A 25,619-nucleotide genomic window follows, 5' to 3' on the forward strand; every position below is an offset into this window, starting at 1 on the left:
CAATGCCATGACGATCAAAACAAGAAAGTACCTGATGATTTTCACCCTGTGCGCCGGCGCTACACTGCTCTACGGCACTGCCGCGTATCGCGCCGAACAGACCCGCATGCAGCCGAGCATGGCTGCCAGTTGCAACCATGATCAATGCATTCCGTATACAGCGACGTTGAGTGCCCTCAGATAGTTGCCTGGGAATCGACCTTCAACTGCTCCCGAAACGCCTTGGGCGAAAACCCGACACGTCGGCGAAACAGCCGTGAGAAATTGGTCGGGTCGGAAAAGCCCAACACTTCCGACATTTCATTGATGGTCATGCTGGTGTAGGTCAGCAGGCGCTTGGCCTCCAGCAATTGGCGGTCATGCATGATCTGCAGTGCCGGTTGGCCCCCCAGTTCCCGGCAAGTGCCGTTGAGGTGCGACACCGAGATCCCCAGCTTGTGCGCCAGGTCCTCGATCTTCGGGTGTTCGCGGTAGTGCTGCTCCACCAGCTGGGTGAAGCGGCGAAAGTACTCGCGCCCCCGTGGCGCCCGTGGATGGCGGTGCCGGATGGCCTGACGGCTGACCCACACCAGCAGCACGCTGACCAGGGCGTGCATCATCATGTCCCGCGCCGGGAAGTCGTCGTTGTATTCGTCCTGCAGGCGGGCGAAGAGACTGTTGAGATAGTCATTATCCCTACCCGCCGGATAATTGCCCAAGGCGCTCAAGCCGTCTACCGTCGAGCCCAGTTGCCCCTGCAAATGCGCCACCAGCGGCGCCGCCAGCGTCACCACATAACCTTCGATGTCCTCGGAAAAACGAAAACCATGCACGCACAGCGGTGGCAGCACCTGCAGCGTCGACTCGGTCAGCGTACTGCGCTGGCCTTCGATCTCCAGTTGCGCCTGGCCCTTGTGCACATACAGCAACTGACACAGGTCCGCGTGCCGGTGGGGCTGGATCTCCCACTGGTACTCACGGCTGCGCCGGGAGATGGTTTCACAGTGCAACAAATCCGGCGTCGGCCACTGCTGGCTTTCTCCGTAGAGTTTGAACACCGGAATCACGGGGCTGGCAGTTTTGGTCATGTTTTAAATCCGATACTCAGGGTGGTGGTGCGGTAATCGCCCCGATTGGCAAAAAGCGCAGGGTTTGGCGCAGTTTTCACCTTCTCATGCCGGCCACTCAAGTGAAAAATGCCAGCAGCAGAACCAAAGACAACTCTTTCACCGAATACGTTCGCGTGAAGTTTGCGGGCCATAAAAATAATGAAAACGCTGAAAACCCAAGTCGCCATTATCGGCGCAGGTCCCTCCGGGCTGTTGCTCGGCCAGTTGCTGCACAACGCAGGCATTGAGACCCTTATTCTAGAGCGCCAGACGCCCGGCTATGTGCAAGGTCGTATCCGTGCCGGGGTGCTGGAGCAAGGCATGGTCGATCTATTGCGTCAGGCTGGCGTCAGCCAACGCATGGACGCTGAAGGCCTGGTCCATGACGGTTTTGAGTTGGCGCTGAACGGCCAGTTGAAACATATCGACCTCAAGGCCCTGACCGGCGGCAAGACGGTGATGATCTACGGCCAGACCGAAGTCACCCGCGACCTGATGGCCGCACGTAAAGCCGCAGGCGCCATCACGCTGTATGAAGCCAGTAATGTGCAGCCGCACGCTTTGAAAAGCGAACAGCCCTGGCTGACCTTTGACTATGAGGGCGAAACGTTTCGCCTGGACTGCGACTACATTGCCGGCTGCGATGGATTCCATGGGGTGGCACGCCAGACGATCCCGGCCGACGCCCTGAAGATTTTCGAGCGGGTCTACCCGTTTGGCTGGCTGGGCATTCTCGCCGATACCCCGCCGATTCATGATGAACTGGTGTACGCCAAACACGAGCGTGGCTTCGCCCTGTGCAGCATGCGCTCGGCCACCCGCAGCCGCTATTACCTGCAAGTACCCGCAGAGGAGCCGATTGAAGACTGGTCCGATCAGCGCTTTTGGGATGAGTTGAAAACCCGTCTGCCCCAGGACCTGGCTGCGCAGTTGGTGACCGGGCCGTCCATCGAAAAGAGCATCGCGCCGCTGCGCAGTTTCGTGGTCGAACCGATGCAGTACGGCCGCCTGTTCCTGTTGGGGGACGCCGCTCACATCGTGCCGCCCACCGGCGCCAAGGGCTTGAACCTGGCGGCCAGCGATGTCAGCACCTTGTTCAATATTCTGCTCAAGGTTTACCGCGAGGGCAGGGTGGACCTGCTGGAGAAATACTCGGCCATCTGCTTGCGGCGGATCTGGAAGGCCGAACGGTTTTCCTGGTGGATGACCTCGATGCTGCACCACTTCCCGGAGGCGGACGGATTCAGCCAGCGCATCGCCCAAAGTGAACTGGAGTACTTTGTTGACTCCGAAGCGGGACGCAAAACCATCGCAGAAAATTACGTCGGACTTCCTTGTGAGGCTATCGAATAGCGACCTATCGAGTACACTGACGAGCATTCCCGCGGGCCCTTTTCCTCGTGGGCCTTGCCTGCAGGCTCTGCCGTGACCAACCTCAATCAGTGCGCTCAATCCGCTCAACCCAAGCCAGTCATTGCCATCCGCAGTGTCCTGGTCGCCCTGATGCTGGCGATTTTTCTTGGGGCCCTGGACCAGACCATCGTCGCCGTGTCGATGCCGGCCATTTCCGCGCAGTTCAACGACGTTAACCTGCTGGCCTGGGTGATCTCCGGCTATATGGTGGCGATGACGGTGGCGGTGCCCATCTACGGCAAGCTCGGCGACCTGTATGGGCGGCGGCCAATGATGTTGATTGGCATGGGCCTGTTCACCATAGCTTCGCTGTTTTGTGGCATGGCGCAAAGCATGGAGCAACTGGTGCTGGCGCGCATCCTTCAGGGCATCGGCGCGGGCGGGATGATTTCGGTGAGCCAGGCGATCATTGGCGACATTATTCCGCCCCGTGAGCGCGGCCGTTATCAGGGGTATTTCAGCAGCATGTACGCGGTGGCCAGTGTGGCCGGGCCGGTGCTGGGCGGTTATATGACCGAGTACCTGTCCTGGCGCTGGGTGTTCCTGATCAACCTGCCCCTGGGCGCTGGCGCCTGGTGGGTGGCCCATCGCACCCTGGTGGGGCTGCCGGTGCCGCAGCGCAAGCCGATCATCGATTACTTCGGCACTGTGCTGATGATCGTTGGCCTCACGGCGTTGCTGCTGGGTATCACCCAAATCGGCCAGGGCCATCACTGGCGCGATGATGAAGTCCTGGGCCTGCTGGTTTGCGCGCTGGTGGCATTGACGGTGTTTGTCTGGCACGAGCGCCGGGCGCGGGAGCCGCTGCTGCCCATGCACCTGTTCGCCAACCGCAGCGCGGTGTTGTGTTGGTGCACGATTTTCTTCACCAGCTTCCAGGCGATTTCGTTGATCGTGCTGATGCCCCTGCGCTACCAGACGGTCACCGGCGCCGGTGCCGACAGCGCCGCGTTGCACCTGCTGCCGCTGGCTATAGGGCTGCCGATGGGCGCCTATTTTGCCGGGCGGATGACCTCGGTGACTGGCCGCTATAAACCGATGATCCTTGGCGGTGCGCTGCTGGCGCCCATTGCGATCCTCGGCATGGCCTTCAGCGCGCCCCAGGCGCTGGTGTTGAGCAGCCTGTTCATGTTGCTCAGTGGGATCGCCTCCGGCATGCAGTTCCCTACGTCCTTAGTGGGCACGCAAAACTCGGTGGAGCAACAGGACATCGGCGTCGCCACCAGCACCACTAACCTGTTTCGCTCACTGGGCGGCGCAGTGGGGGTGGCGTGCATGTCGGCGTTGCTGCTGGCGCTGTTGCAGGACTCCAGTTTCGCCCACTTGGCCAGCGGTGCGCTGATGGCTGAAGGCAGCTCCGGGAATGTGTTGCTCGACGGCCTCAACGCCGCACCTGGCCCGGCGCAGGATGCCCTGCGCGGGGAGTTGTTGAAGACATTCCGGCATTTGCTGATGGTCAGCGCGGCGGTATCGCTGCTGGGGTTGGCGGCGGCAATTGCCATGCCCGATCGCTTGTTGCGCGGGCGGGAAGACAAGGCCAGCTAGGCCCTCAAGGGCTGTAGTAACCCACAGCCACCAGGAAATGCCCGGTCTTGCGCAGGTAGGCATGCTTGTTCTCAATCTTGCCAGTCACTGGGTTTTTCCAGCGGTACTGGTATTCACCTTGGCCCTGTTCGGCCATCAACTTGAGGATCGGCTCGCCCACCGGCTTGCCGTCCGGGTCCTTGATCTTGGCAAAGTCGGTGTTGATCAAGCGCAGGTTGGTGCCGTGGGCTACGTAGCGCCCGGTGTTGAGGTCAACCACAAACACATACAGGTCATCCTGCAGAAACCCGCCCTGCAGTGAGTTGATGGCTTTTAGTGTGCCCTGTTCATCCTTGTCCAGGTCCCTCACCGCCTTGTCCCGCAGTGCCTTGGCTTGCTCGGGCGACGCCCGTGGCAGGTAATAACCTACTGCCAGGATGCGCTGGCCGATGCGCTGGTAGAACACATGTTTGCGTTCGACCTTGCCGTCGTTCCAGTTCTGCCAACGGTAGTCGGCTTGCTGGATGCCATTGCCTTCGGGCACCTTCAGCGCTTTCTTGAAGGACTCACGCAGGTCTGGCCCCAGCACTTCGGAGACATCGCGGCCGATCAGCGCGGACGACGGGCCGCCACTGGCCAGCAGCACGCCCTTGGTGTCGACCACGAACACATAACGGTCCTTATCGATAAACTCGCCCTGCCGACTGAATGCTGCGAACGCTTTGTCTCCATTGTCGTGGTAGTACGCCAGGGCTTTTTCCAGCAGGGCCTTGGCCGCTTGGGCGTCCTGCTCCTGGGTGGTCGCGGCGTGGACCTGGCTGAAACACAACAGTAGCAGCCAAGTAATGCTCAATACTCCCTTCATTGCCCATCCCTCGTTCTTGTTGGTGCTGCAAGCTTAGACGGCTGCAGCCAATGCAGGAACATTCACAGGGCACACGCAAACATGCAAGAGCCGGCAAGCGGACTCCTGCGCAGAACAGGTCATGGGGTCAGAACGGCTTGGTCGGCAAGTACTTGCCATCCAGCGTAATCACTGCACGGGAACCACCGTCCGGATCGTCGACCTTCTTGATGTCCAGCTTGAAGTTGATGGCGCTGATGATGCCGTCGCCAAACTGCTCGTGAACCAGGGCCTTGAGGGTCGAGCCATAAACCTGAAGCATTTCATAAAAGCGGTACACCGCCGGGTCGCTGGGAATGCCACCGGGGATGCTGCCACGCAAGGGTACGCTTTGCAGCAGGCGGCTGGCGTCCTGGTCCAGGCCGAGTTTTTCGCAAACTACGTCAGCGGCGTCCTTGGGCAGCGGGTGCTGGCCGAGCAGGGCGGCAGTGACGAAGGCCAGGCTCAGGCCGGTACCTTCGGTAAGGTCCTGCCAGGACAGGTTTTTGCGGGCCTTGATATCGATGATGGTGTCGGCCAGGGCCAGGCGTGGAGCTTGAGCAAATTGGGATTGCAGCATGATGATTTCCTCGTGGGTGAAAACAGGGTTCAGGCACCGTGCTGCGCAGTGGTTGAGACTGCGCGGGTCTGCGGGTGGTCGATCAGGGAAATAAAGCGGTTGGTAGCGCCATCCAGGGCGGCGATGCTGCCGCTTTCGATGTCATAGACCCAGCCGTGCAGGTTCAGTCGGCCCTGCTCCAGCGCCAGGGCCACCGAAGGGTGAGTCTTGAGATTGGCCAGTTGTGCGACCACGTTTTCCCGTACCAGTGAATCCAGCCGCGCCGCGTCCGTGGCATGGGTACGGGAGGCATTGATGACCTTGGCCGACTCGGCGTGACGCAACCAATTGGCCACGGCGGGCAGGTGGTCCAGGCATTTTCAGGTAGAAATGGCGGTCATCGCGCCGCAGTTGGAATGACCGCAAATGACAATGTCGCTCACGCCCAGCACGGCCACTGCAACTTCACCCGAGCCGCCGAAGCCTTGCATGTGTCGCAGCCGACCTTGTCCCAGCAGATCAAACAACTGGAAGACACCTTGGGCGCGCCGCTGCTGGACCGCGCAGGTCGCAGCGTGCGGCTGACCGATGCCGGGGAGGCTTACGTGCGCTTTGCCAGGCTGGCGTTGCAGGATTTGCAGGCGGGTACGCGGGCGATGCATGACGTGCAGGACTTGAGCCGAGGCAGCTTGCGCCTGGCAATGACTCCGACCTTTACCGCTTACCTGACGGGCCCACTGCTGGCGCGATTTAACAGCCTGTATCCAGCGATTACCTTGACGATCGAGGAGATGACTCAGGACCGTATCGAGGCGGCATTGGCGCAGGATTTGTTGGACATCGGCATCGGGTTTACCGGCGAGCATTTACCGGATATCGAGTGCCAGGGGCTGTTTGTCGAAGAGTTGAGCCTCGTGGCCAGTGCCGCCCATCCGACCTTGAGCCGAAAACAGTGGCTCAAGCTTGCTGACTTCAAACAGCATCCGCTGGTGATGCTGAACTCAGACTTCGCCACCCGCCGTTACATTGACGACTATTGCCGAGGGCTGGACGTAAAACCGCAGATCACCATGGAAGCCAATTCCATCAGCGCCATCATCGAAATTGTACGCAGCACTCAACTGGCGACCATTCTGCCCAGTGCGGTTACCCGTGCTCAGGCGGGCTTGCACGCCGTTCAGATTCGCCCGCCCTTGCCCCAGCGCACGGCCGCCTTGCTCAGCCGCAAGGGCGCCTACCGCAGCGCCGCGTGCATGGCCTTCGTTGAGTTGATCAAGGCGCCGCCAGCCATTGGTTGACGATGCCTTCGTAGATGCCAGTGACGGTGCTCAGGTGCAGCCACTGGTCTACGTAGCTCTTCCAGGCCACATCGTCGCGAGGCAGTAAAAAGGCTTTCTCGCTGTATTGCATATAGCGTTCGGGGTTGACGGCACACAGTCCCGGCTTGAGCTTTTGCTGGAACCGCGCCTCGCTGGCGTCAGTGATCATCACGTCGGCCTTGTTGGCCAGCAGTTCTTCGAAAATCGTTACGTTGTCCGGGAACAGCGTCAGTTGCGCCTTGCCCAGATGGGCGCGGGCGAAGACTTCGTTGGTGCCGCCCGCCGGCTCGATCACCCGCACCTGCGCCTGGTTGATCTGCTCGACGGTCTGGTAACGCTGCACATCGGCGCAGCGCACCAGCGGGATCTTGCCGTCGACCCCCAGTGGCTGGCTGAAAAAGGCTTTTTTCTGCCGCTCCAGGGACACGGAAATACCGCCGACGGCGATGTCGCAGCGCTGGGCCAGGAAGTCCGGCATCAGGGTTTTCCAGGTGGTCGGCACCCACTTGATCTGCACGTTGAGGCTCTTGGCCAGTGACTGCGCCATGGCGATGTCGATGCCTTCGTAGCTGCCGTCCTGGCGCAAATAGGTGTAGGGCTTGTAGTCACCGGTGGTGCAGACGGTCAGTTGGCCGCGCTGGATAACCTCGTCCAGGCGCGATGACGGTTGGGTGTCGGCCAAGGCAGGTGTCGCCAGGCTCGCCATGATGCACAGTGCTGGAAGGGCTTTCATGCAGTCGAGTCCTTGGGGGCATGATCAGGGGCGGCTATTATTTCCACCTGCCGGGGCGACTGGCAAGGCGTCCTGAATGTTTAGTAACGCCGCAACTAAACTCCGTCAAGACTGAATTTAACCACCTGACCTGCCATGTGACGCTGCTGGGTATCTCTTTACTGTGATCCTCATATGGATGGTTCGCCCGACACTCACCCCGAGACTTCGCCTGGCACAACAGTGTCAAGTTGCTCGGCCCGTCGGGGAATCACCGCCGATGCACTCCCTTCTGAACTGGCCTTCTGGGCGCTATGGCACTGCCGCCATGCGCGCCCACCGGATATTTCTCCCCTGCGTTGATTGCTCCCATGGATGCCGCGAGACAGTGCGCATCTGACCGGCAGCGCCTGTGCGCTTGCCTGACGCTAACCTATGAGAAATCCCATGAGTGTTGCCCCCACCGCCTTTGCCTCCCTGCACGAAGCCCAATCCTTCCTGGAATTGAACCCGGATATCGAGATGTTCGAACTGTTCATCCTCGACAACAACGGCGTACCGCGTGGCAAGTTGCTGCACCGCGATGAGTTGCTGGCGGTCTATCAAAGCGGTCGCCCGCTGCCCAGTACCATCCTCGGCCTGACTATCAATGGCGACGATGTGGAAAACTCTGGGCTGGTCTGGGAAGTGGGGGATATCGATTGCCGCGCCTACCCGGTCAGCGGCAGTTTGCAGCGCATGCCATGGCGGTTGATTCCGACGGCGGCGGTGCAGGTCAGCATGCACCCCGAGGAAGGCATGCCGGCCACCGTGGCCGATCCGCGGCACTTGCTGGCCAAGGTCATCGAAGGGCTCAAGGCTGACGGTTACTACCCGGTGATGGCGGCGGAACTGGAGTTCTATTTGCTCGACCAGAAGCCCGACAGCAACGGTCGCCCGCAACCGGCGCGGGATGTCGACGGCGGCCGCCCGCGTTCGACCCAGGTTTACGGTTTACGTGAGCTGGAGCAGATCGAACCGTTTCTTGCTGACTTGTACAGTGCCTGCAAACTGCAGGGGATTCCTGCGCGCACGGCGATTTCCGAATATGCGCCGGGGCAGGTGGAAATTACCCTGGAGCACCGCAGCGATGCCTTGCAGGCCATGGACGAGGCTGTGCGCTACAAGCGCCTGGTCAAGGGTGTGGCTCACAAACACGCGATGACGGCTTGCTTCATGGCCAAACCCTTCGATGATCTGGCAGGTACCGGCATGCACATGCACGTCAGCCTGGCGGACGCGCAGGGCAACAATCTGTTCGCCAGCGAAGCGCCCGATGGCACGCCGCTGCTGCGCCAGGCGGTAGGCGGCATGCTCAGCACCTTGCTCGATTCATTACTGATGTTCTGCCCCAACGCCAACTCCTACCGGCGTTTCCAGACCAACAGCTACGCCCCGCTGGCGGCGACCTGGGGCGTCGACAACCGCACCGTAAGCCTGCGGGTGCCCGGCGGCCCGGCGTTTTCCCGGCATATCGAACACCGGATCTGCGGCGCCGACGCCAACCCGTACCTGGCGGCAGCGGCCATCCTGGCTGGCATTCATCGCGGTATCCGCGAGCAGCGCGATCCCGGCGTTCCGGTAGAAGGCAACGGCTATGCCCAGGCCAAGGAGTTGCTGCCCACTGACTGGCTGACCACCTTGCGCGCCCTTGAAGGTTCAGCCTGGGCTCGGGAAGCCTTTGGCAGCGAGTTTCTGGGCGTGTACCTGGCCGTCAAACGTGCCGAATATCGACAGTTTATGGGCGAGGTGGGCGAGCAGGACTGGCGCTGGTACCTGCATCAAGCCTGATCGAGTCAGTGATGGGCGGTGAATCCTTCGACCTTTTTTTCACGAGGCGCTGGTTAAGCTGTGAATCCAAGGTCGTTTGACACCGATTCATCCACAAGAGCCCGCTGATGTCGTCGCACACCCCTTCGTCCATCGAGACTGAATTCGCCGAGCGCTGCGGCCGTGAGCATGCCCAGGTCTGTGGAGACACGCGCCCACCGGGTCTGCTGCGGCGTTTGTGGTTGTGGCGTGATGAGCGCCTGGTGCGCCAGGCTTTGAAAGTGGCGGGGGAGCCGGGCCTGGTGCTGGACCTGGCCTGCGGCTCGGGGCGTTTCTGGCCGGTGTTGGCCGAACACGGCAACCGGGTGATCCTCGCGTCGGACAACTCCCAGGCCATGCTCGACCACGCCCAGACCCACCATGGTGCGGTACTTCTGCGGCGGGTGAAGACCTTCCAGGGCTCGGCGTTCAATATCGGTCTGTCGGCCAACGCCGTGGACTGCATTTTTTGCCTGGAGTTGTTTCGTCATGTGCCCGGTGCCGAGGCCAGGCTGGCGCTGTTGCGCGAATTTCACCGGGTCAGTCGCGACACGGTGATCGTCTCGGTCAACAGCGATAGCCGCCACCGTGCAGCGCAGGGGCCATCACCAGGGCTATCGCAGGAGGTCGGGCTACCGCCGGTCATCCATCGGGCCGAGGTGGAAGCCGAGTTCAAACAGGCCGGTTTCAAGATCCTCAACCAGCAAGAGTTCATGCCCGGCTCAGCCCTGTGGCGGGTTTACGTGCTGCGTAAAAGAGGATAACCCTTAGCTGTCGGACTATTCTTCGGCACCTGTCAGAGTTTTCATGACGGCGGGTACACTGCGAATGCTCGCAAATCCCTTTAGCGATATATACTGCGCGCCATTCTTCAAGGGAGAGCCGTGTGGCCATCGATATTCACTGGATCTGCGACAACGATAGCCTCGGCCAGCATTGCGCCGAATGGCAGCAGTTGCCATTCGTCGCCCTCGACACCGAATTCATGCGGGTCGACACTTTTTATCCCATCGCCGGGCTGATCCAGATTGGTGATGGCGTACGCGCTTATCTGATCGACCCCCTGACCATCGATAACTGGCAACCCTTGGCCTCCTTGCTGGAAAACCCTGCGGTGATCAAGGTGGTGCATGCCTGCAGCGAAGACCTGGAAGTGCTGCTGCGTTTGACCGGCAGCCTGCCGGCGCCATTGTTCGACACCCAACTGGCAGCCGCCTACCTGAACCTGGGCTTTTCCATGGGTTACTCGCGTCTGGTGCAAGCCGTGCTCGATATCGACCTGCCCAAGGGCGAGACCCGCTCCGACTGGCTGCAGCGGCCACTGTCCGAGACACAAATCAGCTACGCCGCCGAAGACGCCGTGCACCTGGCGCAGGTCTACATACGCCTGCGCCCACGGCTGTCTGACGAGAGGTACGCCTGGGTTGTGGACGATGGCGCCGAACTGGTCGCCAACCTGCGCCGTGAAGTCGACCCGTTCGAGGTGTACCGCGACGCCAAGCTGGCCTGGAAACTTTCCCGCGCCCAGCTCGTTGTGTTGCGTGAACTGTGCGCCTGGCGTGAGCAGCAAGCCCGCGCCCGTGACCTGCCGCGTAACCGCATCATTCGCGAACACTCGTTATGGCCCCTGGCCAAATCCCAGCCGGATAACCTCAGCGCCTTGGGTAAAATCGAAGACATGCACCCGCGCACCGTGCGCCATGACGGCGAGTTTTTGCTGGACCTGATCAAGTGCGCCGGTAGCGTATCCATGGACCAATGGCCACCGGCCGTTGCCGAGCCGTTGCCGGTTGACGCCGCTGTGTTGATCAAGCAACTGCGCGCCCTCGGCCAGACGTTCGCCGAACGCCTGGACATGGCGCCGGAACTGATGCTGCGCAAGAAAACCCTCGAAGCGCTGGTCAAGAGTGGCTACCCCGAGGGCCCTTACCAATTGCCTGACTCGCTGCGTGGCTGGCGCCGCGAGCTGATGGGCCAGGCGCTGCTGGACAGCCTGGCCACTGCCGGAGAACAGCCTTGAAACGTATTTGCTCCATCTATCGCAGCCTCAAACGCAACGAAATGTACCTCTATGTGCTGAAAAGCGATGCCCTGGAGCGTGTCCCGGAAAGCCTGCTGGCGGCGTTCGGCAAGCCCCATCACGCCTTTGACCTGGTGTTGAGCCCCGAGCGCAAGCTGTCTCGCGAGGACATCGTCGCGGTTCTGGAAAACCTCGACAAGCAGGGCTATCACCTGCAAATGCCGCCGGCCGAGGACGAGTACATCGAACACTTGCCCGAAGAGCTGCTGCGCCGCAATGACCCGCTGTGATGGGTAAGTGCCCTGTCTGGGGCACGTTCATAAATGAAATCGAATTATCTGGCAGTGGCCCCGAGGAATGCAGCGAACTGCGCCTGTGGCCCCGCCTGCACTGTTTTTGAAAGGTTTGAACCATGCGCGTTCTGATTGCTGAACACGATCACCCGCTGTACGCCCGACTGTTGCGCGAAGCGGCGCCGGACCTGGAAGTGATGACCAGCGGCGACTCGGCCGAACTGTCGAGCCTGGCCGCCGATTGCCCGGTATGGCTCGGCCAGCCGGACCTGCTGGCGACCCTGCTGCGCCAGGGCAATCATCCTGCATGGCTGCAATCGACCTGGGCCGGCGTCACGCCGCTGCTGGCCGAAGGCTTGCCACGGGACTATCGCTTGACCCGCGCCGTAGGGATTTTTGGCCAGGTGATGGCCGAGTACGTGCTGACTTACATGTTGGGTCACGAGCGCGAAGTGCTGGCACGGCTGGTTAGCCAGGTCGAGCGCAAATGGGACAACCGCATGGGCCAGAGCCTGGCTGGGCGCAAGGTGCTGATTGTCGGCACCGGCGATATCGGCCGCAGCGTGGCGCAGTTTCTCTTGCCGTTTGGCGTGGAGCTGTATGGCATCGCCAGCGAAGCACGGGAGCAGGCGCCGTTTATCGAAGTGGCCGGGCTGGATCAACTAAACCGGCTGGTGGGGGAGGTGGACTACGTGGTCAACCTGCTGCCTAACACCGCGAACACCCACGACCTGTACGACGCGGCGCTGTTCAAGCAGTTCAAGCCTACCGGGGTATTTATCAACGTTGGCCGTGGTGTTGCCGTGGTGGATGCCGATCTGGTGGAAGCCCTGAAAGAAGGGCATTTGGCTGGTGCGGTGATCGACGTTTGCCGTCAAGAGCCGTTGCCCCAGCGCCATCCGTTCTGGACCGCCTGGGGCTTGTTGTTGACCGGCCATAGCTCGGCGCCGACTTCGCCGAAGATGATGGTGGAGTTGTTTGTCGAGAACCTGCGCAAGTATCAGGCTCAAGAAGTGTTGCGTGGGGAAGTGAGCTTCGAGCGCGGTTACTAAACACACCACATGGACCCATGTGGGAGCCGGGCTTGCCTGCGATGGCTACACATCTCTTGAGGTTGCTGATGGCTGGGGGCAGGCCCCAGGGGGCGATGAGTACATATCCGTTGCTGCGGTAACGGCTGCTGGCGGTTTCGCTCTTACAGCGACTCACTTTCGAAAAGCGCGAAAGTAAGCAAAGCGCTCCTGCCCTACCTATCGGCGCCTCGCCTAGGCTCGGCGTGCCCTCACTCCGGCATTGCTCCGTGGGTCGCCGCGATGGGCCATCCCTGGCCCAGCGCGGCTAAACCGGCATCCTTGCCGGTTTACCCACTGCGCAACACCTGCGTTCGGCCTCTGGTTTTATGGGCAGGCAGATCAAGAGCCATCCGTTTTTCTGTAGGAGCGAGGGGGACGCCTAGTTCTTGCTCGCGAAGAACCTGAGGGCACCGCGGTGATTCAGGAAGCCAGCGTCATCGTTAACGACCATCGCGAGCAAACTCGCTCCTACAGTAGTGGGCAGTAGATCCGCTCTTGCTTTTCACCACTCAGGTCGGCTACCAGGCCGCCGTGCTTTTGCTTTTGATTTTGATCTAAGGCGCCCCGTTAACCACGATGGCTGAACGCAGGTATTGATCCGTGGGTAAACCGGCAGGACGCCGGTTTAGCCGCGCTGGGCCAAGGATGGCCCATCGCGGCGGCCCACGGAGCAATGCCGGAGTGAAGGCATGCCGAGCCTAAGCGAGGCACCAAGTGGTGGGGCAAGAGCCTTTTGGTTACTTTTGGGCTCTTTTCAAAAGTGACACGCCGTAAGGGCGTAACCCTAATCCGCCCCGACCAACATAACGGATATGTATCCAGCCCAGCCTCTTCAGAGATCAAAATCACCTTCTGAAACCAACTCACTCAACGGTCGGCGCGGGCTCGGAGTTTCCCGGGCTTGCAGGTACTCGACCAGTGTCGACTTATCCCCCAGCTTGCCAATCGCCACCGCTGCATGCAGCGCATAGCCTTCGGGGATCTTCAGCTCCTTGCGGGTCAGTTCCTGGTCGAAACCGGCCATGCCGTGGGTATGCCAGCCGCTGATGCTGGCTTGCAGCGCCAGATGGCCCCAGGCCGAACCGGTGTCGAAGGTGTGCCACAGGGCCGGGGTTTCTTCGGTGGCGCCGGGCACGGCGAAGTCGGTTTTCGACACCACGATCACCAGGGCCGAGGCATGCTGCGCCCAGCCACGGTTGAATTCGTTCAACAGGCCGAGGAAGCGCTCCCAGTTCGGTGTGTCACGGCGCGCATAGAGAAATCGCCAAGGCTGTGAGTTGTAGGCCGACGGCGACCAGCGGGCCGCTTCGAAGAAGCTCAGCAAGGTCTCGACCGGGATGCTCTCGCCGGTAAAGGCGCGTGGCGACCAGCGCTCGGTGAATTGGGAATGAATGGGGTAATCGGCGATGCGTGGGTTTGTGCTCATGAACAGTTCCTGATGACGGGTATGGGCTACGTTGCTACATTTATGAGGCAGAGCGCAGATCAAAAAACTGGGTGCGCCGATGAACTCGGCGATGGGTTTTTCAGGGCCGTGTCGCGCGCCTGGGGCAATGCGGTTGAGCATTTATGGCACCTGGCGCAGGGCTTTTGCGGCCCTCAAAGCTACTTCGCCCAGCGAAAGCTGACAAGTCTTGTTATACCGGCAGTCGTAAGCGCTTGGCCCTTGGCGCCTTGGGCACTAGACTGGCGGCCTTTTAACCGCACCGATACTGATGTAGAGCCATGGCCGCTAAAGTCGAACCTTTCTGGATACGCAAAACCCTCGAACACCTCGATCAGGAGGAGTGGGAGTCGCTGTGCGACGGTTGCGGCTTGTGCTGCCTGCAAAAGCTCGAAGATGAAGACGACAACAGCGTCTATTACACACGTATTGCCTGCAAACTGCTGGACCTGAAAACCTGCCAGTGCACCGATTACCCTAACCGCCGGGACTCGGTGCCTGATTGCATCCAGCTCACGCCGGGCCAGGCCGATCAGTTCAAATGGTTGCCGCCGACCTGCGGTTATCGGCTGGTCAGCGAGCGCAAGGATTTGCCGCTCTGGCATCACTTGGTCTGTGGCGATCGCGATGCCGTGCACCGCGCACGCATTTCCCAGTCCGGGCGCATGGTCAGTGAAGGCAGCGTGTCTGAGGACGATTGGGAGGATTACCTGATTTTTCGCGCAGGCTGAAAGGAGTGTCTATGACGGTTGCAGGCAAGCTGGCGGTAAGCCTGGTGTTGCTGGCGTTGAGCACGTCAGCGTGGTCCGCGAAAAAGGTCGATCTCGATTATCACGTCAAGTTGTTGCCCCAGAGCGATCAGGCCGAAGTGCGCCTGAGCCTGTCCCAGGGCTCGGCGGTGCGCAGCCTGAACTTCGACCTTGGCCGCGACGGCGACTACAGCGACTTCAAGGCCGATGGACAGTGGCAAGTTATGCCCGGCACTAGCGCCGGAGCCAGCCGTGGCCTGTGGCAACCCAGCGCCGACAAGGCCAGCCTGACCTACCGCGTGCGCCTCAGCCATGCCCGCAAGGCGGGTATCTATGAAACGCGGATGACGCCGAATTGGGCACTGTTTCTCGGTGAAGACCTGGTGCCCAAGGCCCGTCTCGACCAGCAAGACGGCATCGAGCTGGTGTCGCGGCTGGTCTTCGAACTGCCAGCGGGCTGGAAAAGTGTCGAGACTGCCTGGCCACGCATCGGCAAGAACAAATTTCGCATCGACAACGTCTCCCGCCTGTTTGACCGGCCCACCGGCTGGATGCTTGCCGGCAGCCTGGGCAGCCGACGCGTGCGCCTGGGGGAGACCGAAATCACCGTGGCCTCGCCCAAGGGCCAGGCCATGCGCCGCATGGACGTGCTGACACTGCTGACCTTTGTCTGGCCCCAGGTGCAAGCAGCGTTCCCGCGTCATCCGGCCAAGTTGTTGGTGGTCGGTGCCAGCGACCCGATGCGCCGTGGTGTGTTCTCTGGGCACGACTCGATCTACCTGAATAGCCGCACGCCACTGGTCAGCGAAAACGGTAGCAGCCCGATGATCCGTGAAGTGGTGCAGGCTATCGGTCGTTTTAACGATCATCAGGGCAGTGACTGGATCAGCGAAGGCCTGGCAGAGTATTACGCCATCGAATTGGTACGCCGCGCGGGAGGCATCAGTGACGAGCGTTATGCGGCGATACAGACTCGCCTGAGCAAGGAAGGCAAGGGCGTGACGACCTTGCGCGGTGAGCATGTCAGCGGCGCAACCGTGGCGCGGGCGGTGGTGGTGTTGCAGGAACTGGATCGGGAGATTCGCCTGAAAACCCACAATAAGCGCTCATTGGATGACCTGACACAAGCAGTGATGCGCTTGAACAGCATCAGCTCCAAGGAGTTTGTGCAGTTGGCCGAGAGCATCATTGGTCAGTCGTCGACGGTGCTCGATAGCAAGCTGTTGCACTGAGTCGACCCCGTTACCTCGTAGCAGCTGTCGAGCTTTAGCGAGGCTGCGTCAGAAACGACTCGGTGCTGATGTCAGGCTTGATGGCAGTGGTGCGGCCAACGTAGCCTCGCTGGAACTCGACAACGGCTACGTGGTTTTTGTGTCTTTGCTGGCAGCAATTTCAGCCTGGGTCTTGAGGTTTTTCAGCTCTTCACCGGCTCGTTCGATCTTCGTGCGCACGGTGTTCATCTCCTGACGACTCTTCTCCAGCAGCGCTTTGGCCGAACTATGACCGCTGATCCCACGGGCCAGCGCCACGCCGCCAATCGCCACTTGAATCAAGCCAAAAAAGCCGCCACGGCGAAGGCCTTTGCCCATCATCACCACGCCGCCAGCCAGTGAGCCAATCCGCTCCCAGCCCTGGACGTTTTGCGTGGGCTGGGTCTGGAACGGTGTGGATTCGATGATAGGTCGCAGGGTTTTGCTGTCGCTCATGGTCTATCTCCAACAAGGGGTCATGGATATGCAGCTGACTGCACGCAGACCGAAGATGTTCCCAAAAAATCAGTATTTAGGCCCCGAGCGGGTGTTATTGCCCTTGGCCATACGGTCGTAGAGCACCACGTTGACCGTGGCGGCAAGGTTCATGCAACCGGTGGTCGGGATGTAGATCACGTCCTCACACCAGTCGCGGATGTCCTTGTCCAGGGAGCCGTCTTCCGGGCCGAAGATGTACAGCGCGCGGTCGGGGTGAGTGTATTCGGGGAGGGGGCGGGCGCCGTCCACCAGTTCAACGGCGACCGGGATGCAGCCCAGGGGCAAGATTTTTTTCAGGTCGTCGATACCGATCAGCGGAATATCGTGGTGGACCTTCTTGGTGTCGGTAATAAAGTCCCGGGCCCTTTCGTAACGCTTGCCGGTGTAGAACACCGACGCCACGCCATAACAGCCGGCGGCGCGCATCACCGAACCGACGTTCTCGGGTGACTTGGGGTTGTACAGACCGATGCAGCTGTAGCGTTTGTTGGCCACGGGAGAGGGTGCCTTCGAAAAAAGACAGCAGTATAGCGGCAAGCTTCAAGGTTCAAGAGCACGGTTTGAACTTGCAGCTTGAAGCTTGCGGTTTTTAGCTGTCTTTCTTCATCAACCCCGCCAACGCCGCAAACGGGTTGTGCGTCGCCTTGGCAATGGTCGGGCTGCTGGTTGAGCCTTCGCTGAAATACTGCTGGTCGGTATAACGCGAGTGTTCATTGTCATGGCAGTACAGGCACAGCAACTCCCAGTTGGAGCCGTCCTGGGGGTTGTCATCATGGTTGTGGTTGCGGTGGTGCACGGTCAGTTCGCTCAGGCGCTTGCCGGCGAATTCACGGGCGCAGCGGCCGCACACGTGGGGGTACATCTTCAAGGCTTTGTCGCGGTAGCCCATTTCCCGGTCGCGCTGGGCATCGGCAAGGATACGGTCCAGCTTGGCGGTGTGGGAGGGCGGGTTGGTCGAGCTCATCATGGCTCCTGTCTTTTAGTGGATCACGGATAGCGTTGATTCTAGCCGCTCATGGGGTAATAAGCCCCTGGCTTTTTTCAGCTGAGGTGCAGGCTGCCGGAGAGAATTGTTTGTAGTATCGGCGATATGAACTCATAGGGATTCGCGCTCATGCGTCTGCATTGGCCCCGGAGTTTCTGGAGTTTTATTGGGGTAACTGGCTGTGGCCTAGTGTCGCTCCTGCAGGGCGACGGTAAAGAGTAACTTTTGCCACTATCTGCTGGGCGTATAGCGGCTAAATATACAGTAATGGCTGAGCAGATATCGAATTAAATACACTTGGGTATTTCACTTTGTGTGGCGCAAATTAAATACCAAAAATTATTAGACTAACTTGTTCGAAGTCTTTAATGTGGCGCCTTCTGGCCCACTGCCGTTAGTTTGGTCTATGGTGGCGTCAGGTGTTAAAATGTTCATTCGTTCCGAGACGGGTCTCTCGGAGAATATGACCTGACAAGGTCATGAAGAACACGAGTGACCGGTGAACGTATCAGGACTCCCCTGAAGACTGTTCACCCCGACCTGTAACAGGCTGTTCCCCGTGAAATCGGGTTTCCCATCCCAGCGCCAACCCTACGAGGGTGAGGCTGTGGCGTTTTAAATCAGAGGCACTCGTCCAGAGTGTACTGCTTCTAATGACCGAAGTCGGGCTAGTTGAAGTGTCTGATGTTCGTCGTGCAAATAATAAAAAACAGACGAAGCCCCCAATTCTTATTGCTGAACAGTTCAGGGTTAATCCTGTGTGTTCGTTATAAAGCTATGGGTGCCTGTTAATAAATACCTGATGTTCATCCCACTAACATTCACGCTGTGTGAATGCAGCTTCCTGCTTCAATTAAATAACTGTGCTTGTTCGTCGAGGCTGTTGTGTCTAAAGGTGTTGTTTTGGCGGTTTCCGCCTCCTTCCTGTTTGGCGTGCTGTATTTTTTTACCTCCCTTCTTGAACCATTGAATGGTCAGCAAATATTTGGCTGGCGAATGCTTATTTCGTTGCCCTTCATGACCCTGCTGCTCTGTCTCTCTGGAGACTGGAAGTGGGTCCCGCTGATCTACAAGCGCTTGCGCGATAGGCCGGCCTTGCTGCCTTGCGTCGTGCTGACCAGTGTGTTGGTCGGTGTCCAGTTGTGGATTTTCATGTGGGCGCCGCTCAATGGCCATGGTCTGGATGTTTCGCTGGGTTATTTTCTGTTGCCGCTGACTATGGTCATCACGGGTCGTATCGTTTACGGCGAACGCCTTTCCTACTTGCAAAAGGTTGCCGCCGCGTTAGCCGCGGTGGGTGTGGCCAATGAGTTGTACCGCACGGGTGGGTTCTCCTGGACGACGCTGGTGGTGTGCGTCGGCTATCCGCTGTATTTCGTACTGCGCCGGCGCTGTGGCACCGATAACCTGGGAGGATTATGGCTGGACATGATGCTGATGATTCCTGTGGCGCTATGGTTCGTCCTTGGCGCTGGGTCAATCAGCGAGATCTTGGCGCAGCGCCCAGCGCTCTATTGGCTGGTACCGCTTATGGGATTGGTCAGCGCGGCGGCGGGTTATTCCTACATCATGGCCAGTCGCCTGTTGCCGTTCAGCCTGTTCGGTTTGCTCAGTTATGCTGAACCGGTGCTGTTGGTGGCAGTGTCGTTAATGCTGGGGGACAGCCTCAAACCGGGCCAATGGATGACCTATCTGCCAATCTGGCTGGCGGTAGCGGTATTGGTGTTGGAAGGCTTGAGGCATTTGAATCGATTGCGCCGGTCGATTTGACCCACGACCCGCGCAGTGAATTCAGGGGCTGTTTCAGCCCTTGAGTTTTTCGGCAATCCAGATGGTATGCCGGGTGCCCTTGTTGCCATGGGCAAACACTTGAACTTCCTCTGCCTTGAAGCCGGCCTTGCGCAGTTTCTCGCTGAACTGCTTGTCGGCGCTGGCTGACCATACGGCCAGCACGCCCTTGGGGCGCAGGGCCTTGGCGCAGGCGCTGAGGCCGCCGGTCGAATACAGCCAGCTGTTGGCTTTTTGCGTCAAGCCTTCGGGGCCGTTGTCGACATCCAGCATGATCGCGTCGAAGCCCTGGGGCTCGGCGTGCAGCACCTTGGCCACGTCTTCCATGCGGATCACCGTGCGCGGGTCCAGCAGCGGTCGTCCGGACTTTTCTCCCAGCGGCCCGCGATTCCACTCAACCACGCCCGGCACCAACTCAGCGACCACCACTTCGGCGGTCTTGCCCAAATGCTTGAGCGCCGAGGCCAGGGTAAAGCCCATGCCCAGGCCGCCAATCAACACCCGCGAACCGGGACGACCGGCTACCTTGCGGCAGGGGATCTCCGCCAGGGCATCTTCGGAGCCGTGCATGCGGGTGTTCATCAGTTGTCCGCCGTCACCGCCCTGGATCTTGATGACAAAATCCTCGCCATATTCGAACAGGCACAAGGCACCGCCATTATCGGGAATCGGGGTGGTGTCCAGCAGAACGAAACGTTTCATGGAAATCTCATTGGGAAGGGCATTCTTGTGCGGTTGGGAGTAGCCTTACGGCATTACCGTCAGGCCATGGAGCCATCGATGAAGTGCAGCATTCTAACGGTCATTGTAGGGAGCGCGCTCGCCCTTGGCAGTGCCGCCCATGCTCAGGAGTTGCAAACCGTGCCGAACACCCCCGCGTCCACCACGGGTTCGCCGGGCACTGCAACGCCCACACCTTATCCGCAAGTCACCCCGCCGACCACGCCAAAAGCTGTCGGTACCGGTGTGCCGCCCTTGGTACCGATCATATTGCCTACACCGCCCAAGGATCAGACGCTCCCAGGCTTGCAGCAGAACGACAGCAAACCCAAGACGCCCGGCGGCTAGAGCGGTTGCGGCAACAGTTGCCCGTCGGCTATACGCAGGGCATTCGCGCCTGGCGGTCATGTGTTCAGGCACGACCGCCGGTTGGCGTTCCTTAAATCAGCCCCAGCACCTTGAAAACAAATCCATATTCGAGTGCTACGTCACGTAATCCCTGGTAACGACCGCTCATGCCGCCGTGGCCGGCGCCCAGTTCGGTCTTGAGCAGCAGCAGGTTGTCGTCGGTCTTAGTGGCGCGCAGCTTGGCCACCCATTTGGCGGCTTCCCAGTACTGCACGCGGCTGTCGTTGTACCCGGCGATCACCAGGGTCGCCGGGTACGCCTGGGCGCTGACGTTTTCGTAAGGCGCGTAGGCCTTGATGCGTTCGTACACCTCGGGCTCCTGGGGATTGCCCCATTCGTCGTATTCGGTGACGGTCAGCGGCAGCTCCGGGTCGAGCATGGTGTTAAGCACATCGACAAATGGCACTTCGGCAATCGCCGCCTGGAACAGCTCCGGGCGCTGATTGAGCACCGCGCCGATCAACAGGCCGCCAGCACTGCCGCCGCTGATGGCCAGTTGCTTGGAAGTGGTCAGGCCTTGGGCGATCAGGTGTTCGGCGCAGGCAATAAAGTCGCTGAAGGTGTTCTGCTTGTGTTCCTGCTTGCCGGCGCGGTACCAGGCTTCCCCCAACTCACCGCCGCCGCGTACGTGGGCAATGGCGAAGGCCACGCCTCGGTCCAATAGACTCAGGCGTGCATGGGAGAACCACGGGTCGAGGCTTTCACCGTAGGCGCCATAGCCGTACAGATACAGTGGCGTTGGCTGACCCAACTGGTCGCGTTTGACCACAAGGCTGATAGGCACCTGGGTGCCATCGGCCGACGTTGCCCACAGCCGTTGGCTGACGTAGTCGTCGGCATTGAACGCGCCCAGTACCGGAGTTTCCTTGAGCACCTGCTGCGCGCCTGTGGCCAACTCCAACTGACGAACCTGGGCGGGACGGTTCAACGCCTCATAGCGCAGGCGGATCTTGTCGCTGACAAATTCCAGGCTGTTTTGCACGTACAGGCTGTAGGCCGCGTCTGGCAGTTCCACGCGGTAGGCAGGCAGGCCCTGGGGATGTACTTCGATGATCGGCAGGCCGCCGATGCGCAGGCTCAAGGTCATGGCTTTGGCATTGAGGCTCAAACCGTCGATCATCACCGTGTCGCTGTGGGGGATCAGGTTCTGCCAGTCGTCCTGGGTCGGCACGCTTGCGTTGTCGGCGGCCTGGAACAGGGCGAAGTTGATGCCGTCGCGGTTGCTGCGAATAAACCAGGTCCACTGGTCATCGAGCTTGCCGTGGTCGACGTCGTACTCATGGCCTTCGACCCGTGGCGCCAGGCAGGTAAAAGCCTGCTGTGGCTGGTTGGCGTCCAGAGCCCAGACTTCGCTGGTGGTCTTGCTGCCCAAAGACAGCAGCAGTTGCCGTTCGGAGCTGGATCGGTAGCAGTGCATGAAGAAACGTCCGTCCGGCTCATGGAACACTTCTTCGGCGGCGGTGCCGTCCAGGCGATAGCGATACAGCTTGTGCGGGCGGTGGGTGTCGTCCAGCTCACCGAAAAACAGCGTCAGGCTGTCGTTGGCCCAGGTCATGCTGCCGTCGCAGTCTTCGAACGCAAGTTCGCTGACTTTACCGGTGGCCAATTCCTTCACGTACAGGGTGTAAATCTCTTCGCCGCTGGTATCCAGGCTGTAGGCCAGGCGCTGGTGGTCCGGGCTGATGCTGAAGGCCCCGAGGGAGAAGAAGCCGCCATTGGCCAGCGCGTTCGGGTCGAGCAGCAGTTCTTCAGTGCTTTCATCCACCTGCTGGCTGTCATCGGTAGGGCGCGGGCAGCGGTAGTGGCGAGCGTATTCGTCGCCGGCCGTAGTGCGTGTGTAATACAGGTACGGGCCCCAGGGCGAGGGCAGGGACAGGTCGGTTTCGAGGATACGGCCCTTGATCTCTTCAAACAGGGTTTCGCGCAAGTCGTGCTGATCGGCCAATTGCGCCTGTTGCCAGGCATTCTCGGCTTTCAGGTAGTCGAGCACCTCGACGCTGTCGCGTTCCTGCAACCAGGCGTACGGGTCGGCGCCTGGGGCCTTGCGGGCGATCGGGGCGGCAGTGACGTGGGTCGATGGAGGCATGGATCACTCTCTGTCAGGCGGTTGGCCGACGGCGGTTGCAGCCGCAGCGCTGAAAAGCCGTTATCATACCGGCCTGTTTGCCTACCTTGCCATGGACACCATGACCGAGAACGACTATCTGACCGCTTGGGGCCTCTACGCCTTCGCCGCTTTGGGCTGCCTGCTGGTGTGGTTTCGCATGACCCGCTGGATCTGGCGCTGGTTGCGCGAACCGTTGCGGTTGCTGATGGTAGTGCTGCTGTTAAGCCCGACCATTGTCGACCCGGTCAAGGAACAGTTTGCCCCAGCCGTGGCCATCACCGCCCTGGACCTGGTGCTCAAGGTCGGCAACAACGCCTGGCGAGCGATCTCAGATTTATTCATGTACACGATGATTGCCTTCGCCGTGTACCTGGTGTTTGTGCTGATCCGCTGGCCCATCGAGCGTGCCGCCAAGGCCCGTCGTGAACAGAAGGCTGCTGTGGCGGCCCAGGTGGCGGCCGAACCCGAGGACGATGAGCCTTTCGGTGGCGATCGTTATGGTCGTCCGGCTGCCCCGGTCAGCGGTATGCGGGTCGAACCGCGTCTTTAACGTCGTCTGCCCTGCATCGAGAATCCTGGCATGTGTGAATTATTGGGCATGAGTGCCAACGTACCGACCGATATTGTCTTCAGCTTCACCGGGCTGATGCAGCGGGGCGGGCGTACCGGGCCCCACCGCGACGGTTGGGGTATCGCCTTCTACGAAGGCCGTGGCCTGCGTTTGTTCCAGGACCCCGCCGCCAGCAGCGAGTCGGAAGTGGCCTTGCTGGTGCAGCGTTACCCCATCAAGAGTGAAGTGGTGATTGGCCATATCCGTCAGGCCAATATCGGCAAGGTGTGCTTGTCCAATACCCATCCGTTTGTCCGTGAGCTATGGGGCCGCAACTGGTGCTTCGCCCATAACGGGCAACTGGCGAACTTCAATCCCCGCGCCACTTTCTACCGTCCGGTCGGCGATACCGACAGCGAAGCGGCGTTTTGCGATTTGCTCAACCGTGTACGTGAGGCCTTTCCTGAGCCGGTGGACATCGAACAGGTGCTGCCGGACTTGATCGCGGCGTGCAGCGAATACCGCAGCAAAGGCGTGTTCAACTGCCTGCTCAGTGACGGTGACTGGCTGTTTTGCTATTGCTCGACCAAACTGGCGCAGATCACCCGTCGCGCGCCCTTTGGTCCTGCGCGGTTGAAAGATGTCGATGTGATCGTCGATTTTCAGGCCGAAACTACCCCTAATGACGTGGTGACGGTGATTGCCACCGAACCCTTGACCGAAAACGAGACCTGGACCCGCTATGAACCGGGCCAGTGGAGCCTGTGGCGGCGCGGCGAATGCGTCAGCCAAGGTAAAACCGAGTAAGGACGTCGATTATGTTGCTCAGTTATCTGCGATTGGTGCTGTTCGCCATTGGCCTGTTGGTCGGTGTGCAAGTGCCTGGGTTTGTCAGCGACTACGCCAAGCGGGTGGAAGCCCATTTGATCGAGGCCCAGACTGGCTTGCGCGGTTTTGAAAGCACCGCGCAACAGTTCTTCAAGGGCGACTTGCAGGCCCTGGTGGCCCATTACCGCGCCAGCGATGACCCGGTGTTTCGCAGCGATGCCAACAGCCTCGGCACCTTGCTCGACCGCCAGTTGGCGTTGGACAAGCAGTTCCAGGCGATGCAAGGGCCCTGGTACATCCGCGTCCTGCAAGTGGCGGTGGCCGCCGACCCGGATATTCGTCGTGAAACCTGGGATGGCTACAGCTACCAGATCCTCCTGACCCCCGAAGCCATGGGCTGGGGCCTGGGCGGGGCGATGCTGCTGTCGTTTGGCCTGGAATGCCTGTTTCGCCTGATCGACTGGGTGGTGCTCGGCGGCAAGCGCCTGCGCCAGAGTCGGCCGATTGAAGAGCGAAATTTGAAGGGATTGTAAGACGGACGTCGCTTGATCTCTGATCACTCCCACGCTCTGCGTGGGAACGATCAAAGGTTATGCGCCGGTCGAAGGCTTGCTGAGTACCATCAATTCTTCTCCAACCTTCTGCGCATACCGCCCCGCCACGGTCTGGCACAGCGCAACCATCTCATCCACCAGCTCCACGCCGACCCGCCATGACACCACCACCTGCAAGTTCGGCGGGCGTTGCGCCATCGGTAGCATGACCAATTCCCCGCGCGCCAGTTCTTCGCTGACCAGTACCGGTGGCAAGGCGCCAATACCGAAGCCGTCCCGCAGCAAGCGGGTGATGGCCGACACCGAGTTCACGCAGTTCATCCGCGGCGCGGCCACGCCGTTGGCCTGCATCAGGCTGAGCACGTCCTGGTGGGGATGGGAGTTTTTCGAATAGGTGATGATCCGTTCCTGGGCCAGCTCGGCGAGGGACGCGTACTCGCGGTTGTAGATTGAGTGACTGGCGACGATCCAGCCCATGGGATGGCTGGCCAGCTCCAGGCTGCGCAGGGTTTCCTGGCGCAGCAGGTCGGTTTGCAGGATCAGGTCGAGAAAGCCTTTTTGCAGCTGATCGCAGAGGTTCAGCGCGGTATCGGCCACCAGCTCGATTTCTACCAGCGGAAAGTGCTCCATCAACTCCGTCATCAGCGGGCTTAGCCAGGTGTGGATCACCGTGTCCATCACCCCGATGCGGATACGTCCGACCTTGCTGCTGGTGGTTTCCAAAGACTGCTTGAGGCCTTGCATGGTGACCATCATTTGCTCGGCATAATCGAGCACCTTCAAGCCTTCAGGGGTTAGGCTCACGCCTCGTGAATCGCGCAGGAACAGCTTCACCCCCAGTTCGCTTTCCAGGACGGCAATGCGGCTGGAAATGGAGGCCTGGGTGGTGAAGAGTTTCTCGGCGGTGAGGCGAAAACTCTTGAGCCGGGCCACCCAGACGAAGGTTTCGAGGAACTTCAAATTCATGGGATCAACTTTTTCTTATGCATGAAGCGGTTTTTATTAG

General features: G+C 60.2%; 27 protein-coding genes and 1 pseudogene. 16 read left to right on the top strand and 12 right to left on the bottom strand.

Annotated elements, in window-relative coordinates:
- Nucleotides 1-7: 7 nt before the first annotated feature.
- The gene (locus AAEZ06_RS22795; RefSeq protein WP_178114512.1) at nt 8-184 is read left to right on the top strand and encodes a hypothetical protein; all 177 of its coding nucleotides are present in this window, start codon (nt 8-10) and stop codon (nt 182-184) included.
- Here the strand turns inward: AAEZ06_RS22795 and AAEZ06_RS22800 are convergent.
- On the bottom strand, nt 177-1,067 hold the full coding sequence (locus tag AAEZ06_RS22800; RefSeq protein WP_149414112.1) for a helix-turn-helix domain-containing protein: 891 nt from the start codon (nt 1,065-1,067) through the stop codon (nt 177-179). The genes AAEZ06_RS22795 and AAEZ06_RS22800 overlap by 8 nt on opposite strands.
- Nucleotides 1,068-1,256: 189 nt before the next feature.
- On the opposite strand from AAEZ06_RS22800, the gene pobA reads away from it, so the two are divergent.
- Both pobA and AAEZ06_RS22810 read left to right on the top strand, forming a co-directional pair.
- The gene (gene pobA, locus AAEZ06_RS22805; RefSeq protein ID WP_178114517.1) at nt 1,257-2,441 is read left to right on the top strand and encodes a 4-hydroxybenzoate 3-monooxygenase; all 1,185 of its coding nucleotides are present in this window, start codon (nt 1,257-1,259) and stop codon (nt 2,439-2,441) included.
- A 72-nt stretch (nt 2,442-2,513) separates the two neighbouring features.
- Entirely contained in the window at nt 2,514-4,046 is a 1,533-nt protein-coding gene (locus AAEZ06_RS22810) for an MDR family MFS transporter (RefSeq protein ID WP_502948046.1), read from the top strand.
- 4 nt (nt 4,047-4,050) lie between these two features.
- Here AAEZ06_RS22810 and AAEZ06_RS22815 read toward each other — a convergent pair whose 3' ends face one another.
- The 3 genes and pseudogenes from AAEZ06_RS22815 to AAEZ06_RS22825 form a co-directional block, all read right to left on the bottom strand.
- On the bottom strand, nt 4,051-4,890 hold the full coding sequence (locus AAEZ06_RS22815; protein WP_149414115.1) for a cache domain-containing protein: 840 nt from the start codon (nt 4,888-4,890) through the stop codon (nt 4,051-4,053).
- 127 nt (nt 4,891-5,017) lie between these two features.
- Nucleotides 5,018-5,488 carry a cyanase gene (gene cynS, locus AAEZ06_RS22820; protein ID WP_149414116.1) on the bottom strand — a complete coding sequence of 157 codons (471 nt, stop codon included), beginning with the start codon at nt 5,486-5,488 and terminating at the stop codon, nt 5,018-5,020.
- A 29-nt stretch (nt 5,489-5,517) separates the two neighbouring features.
- Nucleotides 5,518-5,934, bottom strand: a pseudogene (locus AAEZ06_RS22825) (carbonic anhydrase); the annotation flags it as partial.
- Between AAEZ06_RS22825 and cynR the strand changes: the two are divergent.
- The gene (cynR, locus tag AAEZ06_RS22830) at nt 5,884-6,765 is read left to right on the top strand and encodes a transcriptional regulator CynR (RefSeq protein WP_350616376.1); all 882 of its coding nucleotides are present in this window, start codon (nt 5,884-5,886) and stop codon (nt 6,763-6,765) included. The pseudogene AAEZ06_RS22825 and the gene cynR overlap by 51 nt on opposite strands.
- Here the strand turns inward: cynR and AAEZ06_RS22835 are convergent.
- Nucleotides 6,740-7,519 (bottom strand): transporter substrate-binding domain-containing protein, encoded by a 780-nt coding sequence (locus tag AAEZ06_RS22835; RefSeq protein ID WP_149414118.1) that lies wholly within the window; start codon nt 7,517-7,519, stop codon nt 6,740-6,742. The genes cynR and AAEZ06_RS22835 overlap by 26 nt on opposite strands.
- A gap of 426 nt (nt 7,520-7,945) precedes the next feature.
- Between AAEZ06_RS22835 and AAEZ06_RS22840 the strand changes: the two genes are divergently transcribed.
- From AAEZ06_RS22840 to AAEZ06_RS22860, 5 genes are all read left to right on the top strand, one after another.
- A complete protein-coding gene (locus AAEZ06_RS22840) occupies nt 7,946-9,328 on the top strand; it encodes a glutamine synthetase family protein (protein ID WP_350616378.1) in 1,383 nt (460 codons plus the stop codon).
- A 107-nt stretch (nt 9,329-9,435) separates the two neighbouring features.
- The gene (locus AAEZ06_RS22845; protein WP_149414120.1) at nt 9,436-10,110 is read left to right on the top strand and encodes a class I SAM-dependent methyltransferase; all 675 of its coding nucleotides are present in this window, start codon (nt 9,436-9,438) and stop codon (nt 10,108-10,110) included.
- A gap of 122 nt (nt 10,111-10,232) precedes the next feature.
- Nucleotides 10,233-11,366 (top strand): ribonuclease D, encoded by a 1,134-nt coding sequence (gene rnd, locus AAEZ06_RS22850; protein ID WP_149414121.1) that lies wholly within the window; start codon nt 10,233-10,235, stop codon nt 11,364-11,366.
- Complete coding sequence (locus AAEZ06_RS22855) at nt 11,363-11,656, top strand: YcgL domain-containing protein (RefSeq protein WP_149414122.1); 294 nt, start codon at nt 11,363-11,365, stop codon at nt 11,654-11,656. The genes rnd and AAEZ06_RS22855 overlap by 4 nt, the downstream gene beginning before the upstream one ends.
- Nucleotides 11,657-11,778: 122 nt before the next feature.
- Nucleotides 11,779-12,711, top strand: a complete 933-nt coding sequence (locus tag AAEZ06_RS22860; RefSeq protein WP_149414123.1) for a D-2-hydroxyacid dehydrogenase — start codon at nt 11,779-11,781, stop codon at nt 12,709-12,711.
- A gap of 853 nt (nt 12,712-13,564) precedes the next feature.
- Here the strand turns inward: AAEZ06_RS22860 and AAEZ06_RS22870 are convergent.
- On the bottom strand, nt 13,565-14,158 hold the full coding sequence (locus AAEZ06_RS22870; RefSeq protein WP_350616381.1) for a nitroreductase family protein: 594 nt from the start codon (nt 14,156-14,158) through the stop codon (nt 13,565-13,567).
- Between the two features lie 299 nt (nt 14,159-14,457).
- Between AAEZ06_RS22870 and AAEZ06_RS22875 the strand changes: the two genes are divergently transcribed.
- Both AAEZ06_RS22875 and AAEZ06_RS22880 read left to right on the top strand, forming a co-directional pair.
- Nucleotides 14,458-14,907, top strand: a complete 450-nt coding sequence (locus AAEZ06_RS22875; RefSeq protein ID WP_350616383.1) for a YcgN family cysteine cluster protein — start codon at nt 14,458-14,460, stop codon at nt 14,905-14,907.
- Nucleotides 14,908-14,918: 11 nt separating this feature from the next.
- The gene (locus AAEZ06_RS22880; RefSeq protein WP_350616385.1) at nt 14,919-16,157 is read left to right on the top strand and encodes a hypothetical protein; all 1,239 of its coding nucleotides are present in this window, start codon (nt 14,919-14,921) and stop codon (nt 16,155-16,157) included.
- Nucleotides 16,158-16,283: 126 nt separating this feature from the next.
- Here AAEZ06_RS22880 and AAEZ06_RS22885 read toward each other — a convergent pair whose 3' ends face one another.
- The 3 genes from AAEZ06_RS22885 to AAEZ06_RS22895 form a co-directional block, all read right to left on the bottom strand.
- The gene (locus AAEZ06_RS22885; protein WP_149412178.1) at nt 16,284-16,631 is read right to left on the bottom strand and encodes a YgaP family membrane protein; all 348 of its coding nucleotides are present in this window, start codon (nt 16,629-16,631) and stop codon (nt 16,284-16,286) included.
- 69 nt (nt 16,632-16,700) lie between these two features.
- Nucleotides 16,701-17,168, bottom strand: a complete 468-nt coding sequence (locus tag AAEZ06_RS22890) for an RNA methyltransferase (RefSeq protein ID WP_149412177.1) — start codon at nt 17,166-17,168, stop codon at nt 16,701-16,703.
- A 94-nt stretch (nt 17,169-17,262) separates the two neighbouring features.
- Entirely contained in the window at nt 17,263-17,637 is a 375-nt protein-coding gene (locus AAEZ06_RS22895; protein WP_133101846.1) for a YajD family HNH nuclease, read from the bottom strand.
- Nucleotides 17,638-18,543: 906 nt separating this feature from the next.
- Between AAEZ06_RS22895 and rarD the strand changes: the two genes are divergently transcribed.
- Nucleotides 18,544-19,428: an EamA family transporter RarD gene (rarD, locus tag AAEZ06_RS22900; protein ID WP_149412176.1), complete on the top strand. Its 885-nt coding sequence runs from the start codon at nt 18,544-18,546 to the stop codon at nt 19,426-19,428.
- Nucleotides 19,429-19,461: 33 nt separating this feature from the next.
- Here the strand turns inward: rarD and AAEZ06_RS22905 are convergent, their stop codons facing one another.
- Nucleotides 19,462-20,148, bottom strand: a complete 687-nt coding sequence (locus tag AAEZ06_RS22905; RefSeq protein WP_149412175.1) for a spermidine synthase — start codon at nt 20,146-20,148, stop codon at nt 19,462-19,464.
- Nucleotides 20,149-20,226: 78 nt separating this feature from the next.
- Between AAEZ06_RS22905 and AAEZ06_RS22910 the strand changes: the two genes are divergently transcribed.
- On the top strand, nt 20,227-20,514 hold the full coding sequence (locus AAEZ06_RS22910) for a hypothetical protein (protein WP_149412174.1): 288 nt from the start codon (nt 20,227-20,229) through the stop codon (nt 20,512-20,514).
- A gap of 91 nt (nt 20,515-20,605) precedes the next feature.
- On the opposite strand, the gene AAEZ06_RS22915 is transcribed toward AAEZ06_RS22910, so the two are convergent.
- Complete coding sequence (locus AAEZ06_RS22915) at nt 20,606-22,660, bottom strand: S9 family peptidase (RefSeq protein ID WP_149412173.1); 2,055 nt, start codon at nt 22,658-22,660, stop codon at nt 20,606-20,608.
- Nucleotides 22,661-22,751: 91 nt separating this feature from the next.
- Here AAEZ06_RS22915 and AAEZ06_RS22920 point away from each other — a divergent pair, with 91 nt between their 5' ends.
- The 3 genes from AAEZ06_RS22920 to AAEZ06_RS22930 are packed head-to-tail and all read left to right on the top strand — an operon-like array spanning nt 22,752 to nt 24,592.
- Nucleotides 22,752-23,231, top strand: coding sequence for an MFS transporter (locus AAEZ06_RS22920; RefSeq protein WP_256666161.1), 480 nt, complete (start codon nt 22,752-22,754; stop codon nt 23,229-23,231).
- Nucleotides 23,232-23,261: 30 nt separating this feature from the next.
- Nucleotides 23,262-24,038 (top strand): class II glutamine amidotransferase, encoded by a 777-nt coding sequence (locus AAEZ06_RS22925; protein WP_149412171.1) that lies wholly within the window; start codon nt 23,262-23,264, stop codon nt 24,036-24,038.
- Between the two features lie 11 nt (nt 24,039-24,049).
- Nucleotides 24,050-24,592, top strand: a complete 543-nt coding sequence (locus AAEZ06_RS22930) for a DUF2937 family protein (protein WP_133101838.1) — start codon at nt 24,050-24,052, stop codon at nt 24,590-24,592.
- 57 nt (nt 24,593-24,649) lie between these two features.
- Here the strand turns inward: AAEZ06_RS22930 and AAEZ06_RS22935 are convergent, their stop codons facing one another.
- Nucleotides 24,650-25,579, bottom strand: a complete 930-nt coding sequence (locus AAEZ06_RS22935) for a LysR family transcriptional regulator (protein WP_149412170.1) — start codon at nt 25,577-25,579, stop codon at nt 24,650-24,652.
- Nucleotides 25,580-25,619: the final 40 nt, after the last annotated feature.

It is taken from the genome of Pseudomonas sp. HY7a-MNA-CIBAN-0227 (assembly GCF_040310325.1).
Classification (GTDB): domain Bacteria; phylum Pseudomonadota; class Gammaproteobacteria; order Pseudomonadales; family Pseudomonadaceae; genus Aquipseudomonas.